General features: G+C 47.7%; 16 protein-coding genes and 3 pseudogenes. 8 read left to right on the forward strand and 11 right to left on the reverse strand.

Annotated elements, in window-relative coordinates; all coding sequences use genetic code 11:
- On the forward strand, window positions 1-1014 hold a 1014-nt coding region (repA, locus tag ACLHV8_RS26275), incomplete at its 5' end, for a plasmid replication initiator RepA (protein ID WP_410377064.1).
- Between the two features lie 878 nt (window positions 1015-1892).
- Window positions 1893-2699 (forward strand): DUF4225 domain-containing protein, encoded by an 807-nt coding sequence (locus tag ACLHV8_RS26280; RefSeq protein WP_032638095.1) that lies wholly within the window; start codon window positions 1893-1895, stop codon window positions 2697-2699.
- Here the strand turns inward: ACLHV8_RS26280 and ACLHV8_RS26285 are convergent.
- From ACLHV8_RS26285 to ACLHV8_RS26295, 3 genes are all read right to left on the reverse strand, one after another.
- Complete coding sequence (locus ACLHV8_RS26285) at window positions 2674-3000, reverse strand: hypothetical protein (protein WP_032638096.1); 327 nt, start codon at window positions 2998-3000, stop codon at window positions 2674-2676. The two genes, ACLHV8_RS26280 and ACLHV8_RS26285, sit on opposite strands and share 26 nt — an antisense overlap.
- Before the next feature lie 130 nt (window positions 3001-3130).
- Window positions 3131-3901, reverse strand: a complete 771-nt coding sequence (locus ACLHV8_RS26290; protein WP_032638097.1) for a TraX family protein — start codon at window positions 3899-3901, stop codon at window positions 3131-3133.
- A 367-nt stretch (window positions 3902-4268) separates the two neighbouring features.
- Window positions 4269-4793, reverse strand: coding sequence for a hypothetical protein (locus tag ACLHV8_RS26295; RefSeq protein WP_080286651.1), 525 nt, complete (start codon window positions 4791-4793; stop codon window positions 4269-4271).
- 141 nt (window positions 4794-4934) lie between these two features.
- On the opposite strand from ACLHV8_RS26295, the gene ACLHV8_RS26300 reads away from it, so the two are divergent.
- From ACLHV8_RS26300 to ACLHV8_RS26310, 3 genes are all read left to right on the forward strand, one after another.
- Entirely contained in the window at window positions 4935-5195 is a 261-nt protein-coding gene (locus ACLHV8_RS26300; protein WP_013087106.1) for a type II toxin-antitoxin system ParD family antitoxin, read from the forward strand.
- A complete protein-coding gene (locus tag ACLHV8_RS26305) occupies window positions 5182-5478 on the forward strand; it encodes a type II toxin-antitoxin system RelE/ParE family toxin (RefSeq protein ID WP_032638098.1) in 297 nt (98 codons plus the stop codon). The genes ACLHV8_RS26300 and ACLHV8_RS26305 overlap by 14 nt, the downstream gene beginning before the upstream one ends.
- A gap of 849 nt (window positions 5479-6327) precedes the next feature.
- Complete coding sequence (locus ACLHV8_RS26310) at window positions 6328-7296, forward strand: IS5-like element IS903B family transposase (RefSeq protein ID WP_022649395.1); 969 nt, start codon at window positions 6328-6330, stop codon at window positions 7294-7296.
- Between the two features lie 40 nt (window positions 7297-7336).
- On the opposite strand, the gene ACLHV8_RS26315 is transcribed toward ACLHV8_RS26310, so the two are convergent.
- The 7 genes and pseudogenes from ACLHV8_RS26315 to ACLHV8_RS26345 all read right to left on the reverse strand — a co-directional run bounded on the left by ACLHV8_RS26315 (window position 7337) and on the right by ACLHV8_RS26345 (window position 11794).
- Entirely contained in the window at window positions 7337-7603 is a 267-nt protein-coding gene (locus ACLHV8_RS26315; protein ID WP_407224132.1) for a hypothetical protein, read from the reverse strand.
- A gap of 17 nt (window positions 7604-7620) precedes the next feature.
- Complete coding sequence (locus ACLHV8_RS26320; RefSeq protein WP_016239970.1) at window positions 7621-8061, reverse strand: hypothetical protein; 441 nt, start codon at window positions 8059-8061, stop codon at window positions 7621-7623.
- 276 nt (window positions 8062-8337) lie between these two features.
- Window positions 8338-8592 (reverse strand): hypothetical protein, encoded by a 255-nt coding sequence (locus ACLHV8_RS26325; RefSeq protein WP_410392156.1) that lies wholly within the window; start codon window positions 8590-8592, stop codon window positions 8338-8340.
- 83 nt (window positions 8593-8675) lie between these two features.
- Window positions 8676-8921, reverse strand: coding sequence for an FRG domain-containing protein (locus ACLHV8_RS26330; protein ID WP_410392119.1), 246 nt, complete (start codon window positions 8919-8921; stop codon window positions 8676-8678).
- A complete protein-coding gene (locus ACLHV8_RS26335; RefSeq protein ID WP_246978485.1) occupies window positions 8900-9571 on the reverse strand; it encodes a hypothetical protein in 672 nt (223 codons plus the stop codon). Before ACLHV8_RS26335 ends, ACLHV8_RS26330 begins: the two co-directional genes overlap by 22 nt.
- Window positions 9572-9584: 13 nt before the next feature.
- Window positions 9585-10388, reverse strand: a complete 804-nt coding sequence (locus ACLHV8_RS26340) for a hypothetical protein (RefSeq protein WP_000589340.1) — start codon at window positions 10386-10388, stop codon at window positions 9585-9587.
- Between the two features lie 58 nt (window positions 10389-10446).
- A pseudogene (locus ACLHV8_RS26345) lies at window positions 10447-11794 on the reverse strand (ISNCY-like element ISLad2 family transposase).
- Window positions 11795-12063: 269 nt separating this feature from the next.
- On the opposite strand from ACLHV8_RS26345, the gene tnpA reads away from it, so the two are divergent.
- The 3 genes and pseudogenes from tnpA to tnpC all read left to right on the forward strand — a co-directional run bounded on the left by tnpA (window position 12064) and on the right by tnpC (window position 14396).
- Window positions 12064-12468, forward strand: a complete 405-nt coding sequence (tnpA, locus tag ACLHV8_RS26350; protein WP_000839182.1) for an IS66-like element accessory protein TnpA — start codon at window positions 12064-12066, stop codon at window positions 12466-12468.
- A 50-nt stretch (window positions 12469-12518) separates the two neighbouring features.
- Window positions 12519-12810 (forward strand): annotated as a pseudogene (gene tnpB, locus ACLHV8_RS26355) (IS66 family insertion sequence element accessory protein TnpB).
- Between the two features lie 48 nt (window positions 12811-12858).
- A pseudogene (gene tnpC / locus ACLHV8_RS26360) lies at window positions 12859-14396 on the forward strand (IS66 family transposase).
- Between the two features lie 151 nt (window positions 14397-14547).
- Here tnpC and pcoE read toward each other — a convergent pair.
- Window positions 14548-14982, reverse strand: coding sequence for a copper resistance system metallochaperone PcoE (gene pcoE / locus ACLHV8_RS26365; protein ID WP_004388336.1), 435 nt, complete (start codon window positions 14980-14982; stop codon window positions 14548-14550).
- Window positions 14983-15124 lie beyond the last annotated feature (142 nt).

Genomic DNA, 15124 nt, shown 5'->3' on the forward strand with positions numbered 1-15124 from the left:
GTGAATGACAATCAGATTTCTGTTCACTGGTCAGATCTACCGAAAGATGAGCTAACCCGTTTCTGCCAGGATGTCGATGCCGGCACTCAGGGTAATTTCCTCATTGCACCGGTCAAAAAACTGACCCGCCGCAAACGCGGTGAGCATTCCACAAAAGCCAAATGTGAGAACCCGGCCTGGTATCGCCCGGAGCATTATAAAAAGCTCTCCGGACAGCTCGGTCATGCCTACAATCGCCTGGTGAAAAAAGACAAAGAAACCGGGCAGGTCAGCCTGCGCATGCATGTTTCTCGTCACCCTCTCTATGTCGCCGGCCGCCGTAAGGCGGGACGTAAATATGGCTTCCGTCCGGAACGTCAGCGCCTGCTCGATGCGCTCTGGCCAGTGCTCATCAGCTTCTGTGATGCCGGCAAGCATACCGTCGGCATGTGTATCTCCCGTCTTGCAAAAGAACTCAGTGCAAAGGACCCAAAAGGCAATGTCATTCCTGAAACGGAGGTGACGGTGTCACGCCTTTCACGGCTTATTGAGGAACAGGTACGGTTTGGCGTTCTGGGCCTCGCAGAAGAACGCGCCTGGGATCGTGAATCCCGCACCTGGTTGCCAACGTATGTCTATATAACCCCCTTGGGATTCCAGATGCTGGGCGTCGATATGGACAAGCTGTTTAAAGAGCAGGAGAAGAAGCTCCGTCAGAGCGCCGAGCGTGAGCAGCTGATCCGGGAAGTAGTGATGAGCGAACATGATGATGTTCAGGCCCACTCTGCGCGGAAATGCTGGTCTGACCGTAAGCGTCGGGAGGCACTCGTTTACCGCCGCAAAAAAGGCGCGGAGCGTAAACGTGCCAACAATCTGATTAAGCTGCCGGCAGATGAACGACTCCATGCAATGTCTGAATGGATTTACCGCACCCTCCCGCCTGACGAAGCGTACTGGTGCACATCTGAGCGCCTGAAGGCTCTGGCCATCAAGCATCTTTACCAGCTGGATCTGGCGCTTTCTCCCCCGGACTAGTCACAGACGACACAACAGTCTTCTTGTTTACGGGCCCCTCACCGGGGCTTTTCGTGCTGGTTTTTTTCGGCCACCCTGCTCATTTTTCAACCTTCACTCCGTTCTCCTTCCGGTCACCATGACGTTCTGCTTGTCGTTATGGCCCCCAGTGGCCACTGTCTCTTTTTTTTACACAGAAATCCGCAAACGAATAAGTGAAGTAACCCGGAAACGAATAAAAGACATTCCGCAAAACAGTCTTACTTCACCGTTTTTATCTCTCTGTTCATTTCATTCCAGAGTAGATCTTTGTCTGCAATCACTCTGTGGATAACGAAAAATGCCTTCGCATGCAGCGGCCTCACGGCCTCGCGCTCAGAACAAAATCAAAAGTACCTCCCGTCGCAAGCGCCGGGCCCCTTTCTGGCCAGAACCCGGCACCGCATACATACCTAACCCCTGCTAAACCGAGCCGCCCCGGCCCAAAGGGCCGGAACAACTTCGCTTTAAGAGGGATGTTGTAACTAGAAATAGCTATGGCTGTAAGTCGATTCGCGGTAAGTTCGCGGTACACGCTCGTAAGCGCCTCACGGCGCTAACGCGGAGATACAGCCCGTCAGCGGCCTCTGGCCTTGACGGACTCACTCCGACCGCGCACATTAGCAATCAGAAAGTTTTAAGCGGGTATGGCTTTGCAGGGAAAGGGATGGGATTGGCAGAACCTATCAATCCGTAACGGCTGATGCCGGTTACGACGCCCCTCACCAGAATCACCCGGTTCAGCTCCGGCTGGCGTCTCCATGCCGCTTCGCGGCATATATGTACCCTTTAAAGCAGGGTTGCCTAAATCCGGGAGCGCGATAAGCTTTAACGGGTGATTTTCAATCAGGATGAGAAAAATGGATATAATTCTTCCGGGAAACAAAAGCCAGGCTCGAGTCTGGGCAGAAACCATGATTAATCTGGAGGCCCGCAAACTCGTCAATACCGCTAATATTGTTGGCGCCCGACATCTGGGGGATGGATTGACGCGTCTCAAATTCATCGATGAAATTAAATCTGTCATTAATGGCGAATTTGAGCGTGCCCGGCGGGCAAAGTCTGACGAAGAGTGCATGACCTGCCTGCGTAACCTGCAGGCAGAAAACAGCAGTCTGCTTGAGCAGAGCCGGCAGCTCCAGACCGGTTATGCGAAACTATATGCCCAGATCAAATACGTCAGGGATGAAGACCGGATGGTCGGTTATGTCATCTCAGGAATTAAAGTGGTGCTGGCAGGTATGCAGGGCGTATTTGGCTTCGTGCTGACTTCCTCAATGACCCCCGTAGGCGTTCTTGCCGGGGCTATTCTGATTGTCGACTCGGCCAACACGATAACCCGTGAAGTTGGTCGTCAGTTCCTGAATGAACCTGACACGCAGGGTATGTTTGGTGATGGTGCTATGAACATCGCTAAATTCATGGGATTTGAACGATCAACAGGGTTAGGGATATACAACGGGATCGCGCTTGCAGGCAATATCTACAGTGTCTATGGATTAATGGCCAGACCAGGGACATGGCGTCTGTTTAACTATATCAGCACCGATTTTTACCGGAAAATCGACACCATGTCCCGGGGTAAACTGACAATGAAAATTGTGGGATGGGGGGTAAAGGCTAAGGTTGTTTTCGATCTGATCACTTCTGATGACGCTGGGAAATGAGATTCCGGCGGTAATGCCATGATTTATAGGCCAGCTTCAAAGGCATGGTAATCGTAAACAGAGTGCCAAGAACAAGAATAGCCACGCCAAAGGAAATTGCATGCACCCTCGAGCCAGCCAAAAGTGTGGCCACAAGAATCAGTAACATGACTGACAGCACCCATATCAGGGCCTTAAAACGGTTTGCCAGATCGTTCAGCAGAGTATCCATTTCCGTACCCGTTTTAGCTGAACTGGCCCGCAGTCGGACAATGTCCTCTTCACTGAAGCCGTGGTTCATCAGATCACTTTCATGGTTCATGCTTCTCTCCTTTTCCCTGCGGGAAGTTTAACATGCCCTGCGCTAATAACCAGTTAAGCCCGACCGATAACCTGACAGGTGGTTACGGCTATCAGCTCTTTCTCACTGATAGCCATCACGTCATTCTAAATCAGCCAAAAGTAGACTGTACCAGACCAATAATCCCCAGGTGGCCGGCGTAAGCATAATAAAAGAAATTACGCGGCATGAAACGCCTACGGCCCTCCGGACAGATTTGCCTGCAGAATGAAACCACTGCCAGGGGGAATGCCAGAGTAGGCAGCGTGGCCAGTAATAATGTTTCTGCGGGCATATCCAGGAGATGCGATAACCCGTTTAAACAAATCAGTGACAGCACGGCAGTGATGGCTGCCAGCCGCTGCACTCCGGGTGTATCGCTGCCAGAAACCGTTGCCATACTGATGGCCAGCGTTATTCCTGCCAGCCCGTAACTTGCCGGCTGCAGGGGCCAAATCATAAGGGCCAGGAGCAGATACCCGGCAAGCATTCCTTTCCGGCCGTGCCGGTACTGCAGGGCAAGCAACTGCGTGACGCCTGCAAACACGAACAGAATGTTCAGGGCCCACCAGGGCTGTTGATTCTGGAAGGCCAGGCTGAACACCGGCTGCGTTATGATTGCCCAGATCCACAGACGATTGGCTCTCTTCTGCAGTCGTTCCGGGGGGCGCTGTACGTTCATCGCCCATATAAGCGTGAACAGGGGGAAGGCCATCCGGCCAAGCGCATACATCACCGGCAAGGCAGACGACAGAAACACCGTATTGGTGTGGTCGATAATCATGGCCAGAAGTGCGAGAAGTTTGACCATATCGAGTGCAGCGGGACTGAGCTGGCTGGCGTTCCGGATAGTGGGAAGAATGTCGGGTAATGAATGATTCATGCTGTATATTCCCCTGGCGACACGCGGTTAACAGCCAGCCCTGAACATAATGCCAGAATGCCCTGCCGGTTTGCGTTGTGACCCTGACTCTGAGTTTCTCCAGAATCTTGCGCACCGCAAATTCTGATTTATCACGCAGCACGCGCATTGCACCTGCCACATCCTTATTCTGAATACAGATACTTAAAATATTAAAATCGTTCATGACACTCCCTTCCTTACTATATATATCGGCAAAAATATTGATATATTTAGATTAAGGAGTGTAATTGTTTATTATTTTACCATATTTTGCATGGAAAGATTTTTATAATTATAAAACATGTTGCTGCAAAATAACTTAATATACATCTCAACCTAAAACCGATTATTCCTGGCTGATATCCGAAGATTGAGCAGGATGAAGCTTTGCATAATCTTCTCGAAGCGATTTTGCCGCGGGTTTCCAGGCTTTCGCCCACTCATCATCCATTCTTCCTACACCAACAATCTTCAGTGCGACAGCATAGGGGGTGCGCCCTTGCTGTTTTGAAAGCCACAGGATGTGATCATCAATTCTGTCATCAGGTATATCGTCGATAATGGAATGGATAACATCGAGATCCTCTGGCAGCCACGGCTTTCCAGTACGGGGAAACACCAGGTCCGGTTCGCGCGGTTTCTTTACCTGCTCGTTTTTAGCGATCTGTCTGGCTTCTTTCTCCGCAGAAATGAGCCGTAGTCGCTCCTTAAGCCCACCCAGTGTGGCAACCGTTTTAATTAAATTTTCTCGCTGTTCGCGAGTAATGCTTTGCTCATCGCAGATCAGGTCGTTCAGGGTATCGATGAGTGTATCTACCCGATTTTCTGTTAATTTCATTTCCAGTTCTCGCTTAAGGCTACAACTCAGCATTCTATTAGATATCTATTTGATTTCGCATCCCTGTTGATCTCATAAATGCAGTCCATAGTCTCGATCACTGAGCATGGAAGCCTGATGCTAAAATGATATACTGATGTAAGAACAAATCTTACATAATGAAACGGAGGGGTTATGGCCCGTACAATGACGGTGGACGTGGGTGATGAGCTGCGTGAATTTATCGATTCCCTGGTTAAGGCCGGTGATTACCGAACCCAGAGCGAAGTCATGCGTGACGCGCTGCGGCTGCTGCGCGAGAAGCAAGCTGAATCACGCCTTCAGGAACTGCGCGATCTGCTGGCCGAAGGCATCAGCAGCGGCGAGGCGAAACCATGGAACAAGGATGCATTCCTGAATAATGTCAGGGCCAGGATGGCAAATGAAAGAGATTGAGCTGACACCAAAAGCAGAAGAAGATCTGGAGGCTATCTGGGACTACAGCTTCAGACAGTTCGGGGTTGTTCAGGCGGATGCGTATATCGGGCGTATAGCCGCAGTGTTTGATGTGCTGGCCATGCATGACATCGGCACGCATCGCGCAGAGCTGGGAGAAGATATCTGCTCGTTGCCGGTGGAACAGCACATGATCTATTTTGTGCCATCGCATTCGGTGGTTACGGTCATACGTATTCTCAGCCAGTCTCAGGATACGGCACGGCATGAACCCTGGATATAATCGGGCAAGAAACTTTAAATACATAAAAATCAATTACTTTGTCAAAGCAAGTTTAAAATGTCACCTCTTTGTGCAAGATAGAAAGGGCACTTTCAGCCTATGTAATCATATTAATGTGACTGCTGCGTTATCCCACTCAACCAATTAATAAAGCAAAAGTTAAATATGAAAGACTGGAATAAAAATATAACGAAAACATCTTAATATGGAAATATCTGTGTCAACGGGATCTTTAGTTATTGAATATCTGGTTCTAAATAGGTTCTACATTCAACGGGAAGGGAAACCAAATATCTATATGTTTTTTATAAATACCATTACGTGGCAAACAACAATCTGCATATTTTTTTAAAGAATCTCCACATGGACAAATATTTTCTGGCGATAATACTCCATCATGTTCTTTCGCCTTAAATCTCCAGGTCGTAATATTGAAAATTTGATGTGGGGATTGTATGTATTTGACAACACTAATTAAAGTTGAATAGTTATAATGATCACCATCATTGGAGAAAAAAACACTACATTTGTTAACGGGATTACTAACTATGTCATAAGTAATTAATTCAAAATCGATCACTTCATCAAAGCAAAGAACTCCATTATAAAGTTTATTTTTAACATGACCACAATCATTAATAAAACTACGGGTTGTATTACATACTGAACATTTCACTTCTTTTATTATTTCACGAGAACTACCGAAGATTTTATATGGGAATAACGCCTGCCAATTACATACCATTCTCGCTAAGAAGTTAACACCATAGAAATTAACCTCAGGCAGAAACTCATTATTTTCTTTAATATGTATTAAGGCTTTGTTGAATAAATCGAACTTTTGCTGAGTTGAAGGATCAGATCACGCATCTTCCCGACAACGCAGACCGTTCCGTGGCAAAGCAAAAGTTCAAAATCACCAACTGGCCCACCTACAATAAAGCCCTCATCAACCGTGGCTCCATAACTTTCTGGCTGGATGATGAAGCTATTCAGGCCTGGTATGAGTCGGCAACGCCTTCATCACGGGGAAGACCTCAGCGCTATTCTGATCTCGCCATCACCACCGTTCTGGTCATTAAACGCGTGTTCAGGTTGACCCTGCGGGCTGCACAGGGTTTTATTGATTCCATTTTTACACTGATGAATGTTCCGTTGCGCTGCCCGGATTACACCAGTGTCAGCAAGCGCGCAAAGTCGGTTAATGTCAGTTTCAAAACGCCCACCCGGGGTGAAATCGCGCATCTGGTGATTGATTCCACCGGGCTGAAGGTCTTTGGTGAAGGCGAATGGAAAGTCAAAAAACATGGCCAGGAACGCCGCCGTATCTGGCGAAAGTTGCATCTGGCAGTTGACAGCAACACACATGAAATCATCTGTGCAGACCTGTCGCTGAACAATGTGACGGACTCAGAAGCCTTCCCGGGTCTTATCCGGCAGACTCACAGAAAAATCAGGGCAGCATCGGCAGACGGCGCTTACGACACCCGGCTCTGTCACGATGAACTGCGGCGTAAGAAAATCAGCGCGCTTATCCCGCCCCGAAAAGGCGCGGGTTACTGGCCCGGTGAATATGCAGACCGTAACCGTGCTGTTGCGAATCAGCGGCTGACCGGGAGTAATGCGCGGTGGAAATGGACAACAGATTATAACCGTCGCTCGATAGCGGAAACGGCGATGTACCGGGTAAAACAGCTGTTCGGAGGTTCACTGACACTGCGTGACTACGATGGTCAGGTTGCAGAGGCTATGGCCCTGGTACGAGCGCTGAACAAAATGACGAAAGCAGGTATGCCTGAAAGCGTGCGTATTGCCTGAAAACACAACCCGCTACGGGGAGACTTACCCGAAATCTGATTTATTCAACAAAGCCATGTATTAAATCTATTTCTATCCTTTCAAGTTCTACCCATGCTTCATAAAAATCACCTCTTGTAAGTAAATTAATGACTTGAATATATTTTAAATGGGCTAGTAAAATTGTTTTGTATAAAAACAATCTGTTTGATTCATTATTCAAGCTCAAGGATTGAGCTTTTTTTAACTCAGCATTAAGATAATCAAGAATAGCACTATCTTCTTGAGTAATACACATCCAACGCTTTAACTTTTCGTGAATATTCATAATATCTATATAGATTTTTATTTGATTTTGTTAATTACTTTTAAAACATCGTCTACTTTTCCAGAAACAGTGTATTTCACATGTTTTCCTGATTTATTTTTTTTAATTATAGAGACTTTAACGTCTATATCTCTAGTTCCAAAGTTATCAATTTTTTTCTGAATATAATTTGAAACAAGATTTACTAAAAAAGGTATCATTACTGATGTGGCAAAGAAAGTGCCTAACGCTAACGTTATACTGTTTAATTGCAGGTACGAAACACCATTAGAATCTCCGTACACTTTAACATTAGAATGTGATTGCTTGGTGAACTGGAAAAAATCCAGTGCATTACCTCCAGTAATTTTTGAACTATCAAAAACGATCGCAATCTCATCATCTTGAGGTTCATATGAAGAAATGATTTTTACCTCTTCATCTTCATCACTCATTTCACTCAAAGTAATGGGGTTCATTCTCAACTCCTTGTTTTATATTTTTACATTCAAATTTTACTATACGACTGGTTAATTGCTCCTGTCCAACACACCAGAGTTCATATGCTTAGCATACAAGGGACCAATGCCAGTAGCGACAGGCTAGTGTGTCAAAAACCACATGAAGATCAATCTCCTGCGGAAAATTTGGCCGCAATTAGTTTCATTGTCCTTTCCATGCCTTGATAAACTGTCGCATCTGTAATGTTTAACCTTGCGAGTTCCTTAAGTATTCTAGCTTTGTTTTTCTGATCACTATTTTTCTACTTTAAACTCTTGCATAGCATCATCAGGGTTTGAAACTAAATCGGGATAAACAGCATTATTCCCAAATAATAAGAATGCACCTGACTGTGATGACATCCTTTCATTATTATTTCTTCCTTTAACGAAAATTAACCTTTCCAAATCTGATGGTATAATTACATCTTTAAAATAAGGTTTTTCATCTTTAATGTAATGTATGAGTTTTTGACAAGCTTCAGTTTTATTGAAAGCCTCCTTGTCCATTTTACAATCCAGCTGATCTTTCAGTGTTTGACTTAGCATTGATATATTTGATATGCAACTTACTGTATCAGAGTCAAAGAATTTTATACGATCCCTTTTGTTTTGAAAATAATAACATGTCCATCAACCTCATTTGTATTTTCATTATTACTAATGTCGCAACAAGCGAAATACAGAGCGATTAGTGGATTTGATGTTATATCCAACAAACGAGTTGGTAGTCCGTAGTGTTGCATCCTTACTAACTTGTCTAGCATTGTTTTATCATCAACAAACTCAGTTGGCCTTGCTGTTAGGGCTTCACGGACTAAATTTGATTCACTGTGCAAATGCTTGAAGTTACCTTTTTGTTTTTCCTGAAAACTGATGGAGCCAACTCGTAAGATACATCAGAATGTCCACGATAAAATATTTCTGCATCTTCTTCATGATCTTGTTCTAAAACACGCGCCATGAAACTTTGAACATTATCTATTATTGGGTAGTTATCAACTTCATCAGGAAGTGCTTCAGTAGGAGGAAGTGGTGTACTTCTTGTCGTTATATTTAGAAGTGCTAATGTTTGATTTAAATCACGTGCTTTTATTCCCCAGTGAGTCCGTTTCAGCCCATATGCACCTAATTCTAAAGCTGTTTGATATAACTCTTTGTTTATCACTACGACATCATCTTGTGAGTGAGTGATTCTGAAATCAAACTCAACATTTTTGTTAACTGTTCGTAGATTTGAAATTACACCAAGTCGCAAAGTAATGTATTCAACATTGTCTCGGGAATAAAGTTCTGACATAAAAAGCGTAGGTAATTTCTCAATATAAGATAATGCTTTATCATTCAAAGGCGTTAACTTCAACCGGATGTCATCAGAGGTGCCTTCTAACATACGTGATATAGGAAAATCACAACTCCCACTAACCCGTTCATACATGGGCCAATGTTCAAAATAGTCAGGTTCTCCGCCCATAATTAGATTAAACATTAAAACTAAATCCTTATATTTTACTTAATGAATTATTTACAATCCAATCAATTGCGCCAGAGGTGCGAATCCAAGGCTTTATATTATGATTCACATAATAAATGGCTTCATCCATTCCACCTAACGTGATATATCCACTGTTAGACTTGATCTGTAATCTGCACTTCGATAACAAGCCGGGGATGTGTCTATTAGAATCAATCGCAGCTTTAGCGATATCATCGGCATCCGGGGATGACTGTCGGTAGGCGAGTAGGGCGCGTGTATACTGAAAAAACGAACGCATATCCCCAGGATAATCGTCCAGTAGCAAGGCCAGATCATCCACCATTTCAAGCTCAAGGTAATAGTTCGCTAATAAATGACGAATCCCCTGGTTATCGTTCGGGTTGAGCTTCAGCATTTCGCGGCTATGAGCCATAGCCGGATAAAAATTACCAGACTCCCATAAGGCCTCAGCCAAAGCTGCTTTTGCTCTCATATATGGACGTGTTTCGACAAATCCCCAGAAACGTCCTGCGAACTCCTGAAAATCCTCGCCAAGTGCAATGCTGGCTGCGTACAAAGCAGTCTCCAGCTTCCCGATTTTTGACTCAGGAGGTTCTTGAGATATCTCGCAGTAGAATGAGTATGCGTCAGCACAGAGCGGGGATTTCTTGATAGCTTTTCTGATGAGTTTCAGCACAACTTCCAGGTCATCATTTTCCCAGGCATCGAACATGAACTCCTGAGCCGCAACCAGATCTAGATGTAATTGCTCAGAGCTGACAGCAGTTTTATACAAATCAACGCGCTTTGTAGTCGGGAATTTAATCATCTCAAGTATCCTTTTGGGGACTCACTGTTCCGGTACTTTGCAGCACTGATGGTCGATTCTATCGCTTTGAACTTGCCACAAACAAGCTCGGGTCTGCCAGAACGGGATTGATAGCCCGGAGCTGTTCCTGGATGCGCACCTGAGCCTTACGGCTGGGCGATTTTTTGCTTCGTTCCCGTTTGCCTTCGCTTTCCCGCTCATCCTGTTTTACCTGAGCCAGTCGGAGTACAGTCCCGAGACGTTTGTTATCAACAATCTGCCCCTGGTCGACACAGGCCTAGCTTATCAAATGCCTGGCACTTAAGGCTCCGGTGCCCATAGAGGAAGGCGAGGGTGCCATCGGGATAATCCAGTACTTTAATTTTTTCACCGGCAAGACGGCTATTTTCTTCTGTGGTGTCCATGAGATAAAGGATCTTATCGTACTGGAAGGTCAGTGATTTCGACACGGTACGAACATCATGCCAGGCAAAGATGTCTCTTAATTCATCGGGGCTTTCCTGCACCGGACGATGCAAATCTTTGGGGAACTTAGCCGGTCGTGAAAACCGGCTGTTAAAGTCAGCGATGAAAGTGGCAAGCCAGGCATTTGCGGCCTCAATGCCGGTTATACCTTCCAGACGCATTTCTTTGATCAGCCGATCCTGAAGTGTCTGATTCGCACGTTCCACGCGGCCTTTAGCTTCAGAGCTGTTGGCACAAATAAGCTCGATTGCCAGGTCATAAAGCACACGTCCGAACTGGGTAACGGTGGTATTGCGTTTCTCCGGACCACTGACGCGAAATATTGCGTGTTTGTCACTGTACAGCGATACCGGCTTCCCATGCTGCTCGATGTATTCCCGGGTTGCCAGCATGTAGTCAAAGGCTGTTTCTGACTCGCTGAACCGCAAATGCATCAGACGCCCGGTGGCATCATCGATAAAGACCAGCAGGCAGCATTTTGGCGCACGGCCTTCAAACCAGTCATGGTGGGAGCCGTCGATCTGGATAAGTTCACCCAGACAATCACGCCGATGTCGGGGTTGATAAACCCGTGACTTACGGCGAGCATGCGGGACCCAGAGTCCGTCAGACGTCATCCAGTTGCGGACGGTCTCGATTGAAAGCCGGATATTATGGCGCTCTCTGAGTTTTTCTGCGGCCAGTGTGGGCCCAAAGTCACTGTAGTTTTCACGTATCAGCGTGAGTACTCGTAGTTTGAGAGATTCGGTCAACCGGCGGTTGCTGGGCTGGCCGCGTTTGCGGCTGACAAGTCCTTCAGCACCAGAAACTCGGTAACGATTGATAAGTCGTTGCGCCTGACGTTCTGAAATGCCAAGCTGTGATGCTGCATCACGACGGCGTAGACGCTTTTCACAAACTGCCTGTATCACCGGTAGGCGGTGGATCTCTTTATCTGACATGGTCACCAACATGCGTTGAGCCCCTTAGAATTGCATTCAGTTTAGCTTACTCTAAGGTGACGTTTCTATCTGGATAAAAAGTGACATTACTAAATGGTTCTAACATACTTAGTTCGTGTAATCTATCTTATGTTAAATTTAGTCCGTCGTTCATTTAGTTCATAACAGGCCGCAGACTACGATTAATCGTAAGCGTCGTCTCAGCACCGTCTGGCAGATCCTGATATTCCTGAGAGGATAGTGGACACCAAATATGGTGGACGCTATCCATGAAATCATTAACCGCAGTGCGTAAAAAAAGCCCTAATTATCCCGTTGAGTTCAAAATCAAAATGGTTGAACTCTCGCATCGACCAGAGATCTCCGTAGCGCAACTCGCTCGTGAGCATGGGATCAACGATAATTTGCTGTTCAAGTGGCGCCAGTACTGGCGCGAAGGAAAACTACGTCCTCCTTCAACAACAGAAAACAACGTGCCTGAGCTGCTCCCGATAACACTTGATACCGAAGATGTTGTCCCTGCAACCTCCCCCCGGTCACAACCTGTAGCTGCTGCGGCACCTGAATCACTCAATATCAGCTGTGAAGTGACGTTCCGGCACGGATCACTCCGTCTGAATGGTGCCATCAGCGAAAATATCCTGAACCTGCTGATACGGGAGCTCAAACGTTGATCCCATTACCATCAGGGACAAAGATCTGGCTGGTCGCTGGCATCACCGATATGAGAAACGGCTTCAACGGCCTGGGCAAAGGTGCAGACGACGCTGAAAGACGATCCGATGTCAGGTCACGTTTTTATCTTCCGTGGGCGTAATGGCAGTCAGGTAAAGCTCCTCTGGTCTACCGGCGATGGACTGTGTCTGCTGACCAAACGGCTGGAGCGCGGCCGCTTCGCCTGGCCGTCAGCCCGGGATGGCAAAGTGTTCCTCACACCGGCACAGCTGGCGATGCTCCTTGAAGGTATCGACTGGCGGCAGCCTAAAAGACTGCTTACGTCACTGACTATGTTGTAGGCCTCTTTATCCTGGTCGACGCTGAATGAGCCTGGTAATATACCCGGTATGAACAGCTTACTTCCTGACGATATCGATGAACTGGAACGTCTCCTTGCCGAACAGGAGGCGCTGAACCGTGCCCTTCTGGAAAAGCTGAACGAGCGTGAACGCGAAATAGATCACCTGCAGGCGCAACTGGATAAGCTGCGCCGGATGAACTTCGGCAGCCGCTCCGAAAAAGTCTCCCGCCGTATCGCGCAGATGGAAGCCGACCTTAAGCAGTTGCAGAAAGAAAGCGATACCCTTACCGGCCGGGTGGATGACCCGGCCGTGCAGCGCCCGCTGCGGCAGACCCGTACCCGCAAACCGTTCCCTGAATCACTTCCCCGTGACGAAAAACGGCTGCTGCCGGCAGCGTCATGCTGCCCGGAATGGTGGTGCGCTGAGTTACCTGGGTGAAGATGCCGCCGAACAGCTGGAGCTGATGCGCAGCGCCTTCCGGGTTATCCGGACAGTACGTGAAAAGCATGCCTGTACTCAGTGCGATGCCATCGTGCAGGCCCCCGCGCCTTCACGTCCCATCGAGCGGGGTATCGCCGGACCGGGGCTGCTGGCCCGCGTGCTGAGTTCAAAGTATGCAGAACATACCCCGCTGTACCGGCAGTCAGAAATATACAGCCGCCAGGGTGGGAGCTGAGCCGCTCACTGCTGTCGGGCTGGGTGGATGCATGCTGCCGGCTGCTGTCACCGCTGGAAGAGGCGCTTCAGGGCTATGTCCTGACCGACGGTAAACTCCATGCCGATGACACCCCGGTCCAGTGCTGCTGCTGCCGGGCAATAAGAAGACGAAGACCGGGCGGTTGTGGACGTATGTTCGTGATGACCGCAACGCTGGATCAGCAGTCGCGCCGGCGGTGTGGTTCGCTTACAGCCCGGACAGAAAAGGCATCCACCCTCAGACCCATCTTGCAGGGTTCAGTGGTGTGCTGCAGGCCGATGCGTACGCCGGGTTCAACGAGCTGTACCGCGATGGCCAGATAACGGAAGCCGCCTGCTGGGCTCACGCCCGCCGTAAAATCCACGATGTGCACGTCCGCACACCGTCGGCGCTGACGGATGAAGCCCTGAAGCGTATCGGCGAGCTGTATGCCGTTGAAGCGGAGATAAGGGGAATGCCGGCGAAGCGACGCCTTGCAGAACGTCAGCAAAAAGCTAAACCGCGGCTGAAATCCCTGGAAAGCTGGCTGCGTGAAAAGGTGAAAACGCTGTCGCGACACTCAGAACTGGCGAAAGCGTTCACGTACGTACTGAACCAGTGGCCGGCGCTGGCTTACTATACTGACGACGGCTGGGCCGAGGCAGATAACAACATAGCTGAGAATGCGCTACGGATGGTCAGCCTGGGCCGCAAAAACTACCTGTTCTTCGGTTCGGATCATGGAGGAGAGCGGGGAGCGCTGCTGTACAGCCTGATCGGGACATGCAAACTGAACGGAGTGGAGCCAGAAAGCTACCTCCGTCACGTCCTTAACGTCATAGCGGACTGGCCGATAAACCGGGTCAGCGAACTACTCCCCTGGCGCGTAGCACTGCCAACTGAATAACACATCCCCGTCAATACGGTTCTCGCTGCACGCTTACGATTAATCATACACAGATATAATCTTTCATTTGGTTTAAAAAAAACGCTCCCGATCGGGAGCGTAAGCCAGTGACTTCGGCGTCAAATGAGGGTCTGACAAGTGGAGCTGCGGGTTAATTCTGGGTGATCTGGCTGCGATGCTTTTCAGCCTGCTGCTGATGAATAACGGAAGATTGACCATTATTCGCCTTCTCATGCACAACAGCGGCTTTCTCATGCTCGTTCATTTCGGAAAATGATTTTGCTGTTTCGTTAGAAGCTGCTGGCTTGGATTTCATCATTTTTTTATGCATTTCAGCCATGTCCTGATGGGCAGCAGAATTGCCGTTTTGCATCATTTCATGGGACATTGCGGCCTGATCGTGACCGCTCATATCCATCATTTTCATGCTCTCCCCCTGAACTGCACTTTTTTCAGCGGATGATTGCATCTGATGGGCAGGCGCCTGGGCATTATTTACCTGGTCATGCATGTTCATTGTCTCTGCAGCCCAGGCAGATGAAGCGACAGCCATCATAGCAATAAAGGATACAAGGATCTTTTTCATGGTTGGGTCTCCGGTGTTTTCATACCCGAACAATCAATGCTTATAACAGAGAAAGCATTTGATCTCAGGGCTGGTTGATCATCACGCCAGGAACCGGGCGATTGAATTATCACGCTGTCCTGATTTATGGCTGATTATAAAA

It is taken from the genome of Enterobacter sp. CPE_E863 (assembly GCF_046521465.1).
Classification (GTDB): Bacteria; Pseudomonadota; Gammaproteobacteria; order Enterobacterales; family Enterobacteriaceae; genus Enterobacter; species Enterobacter adelaidei.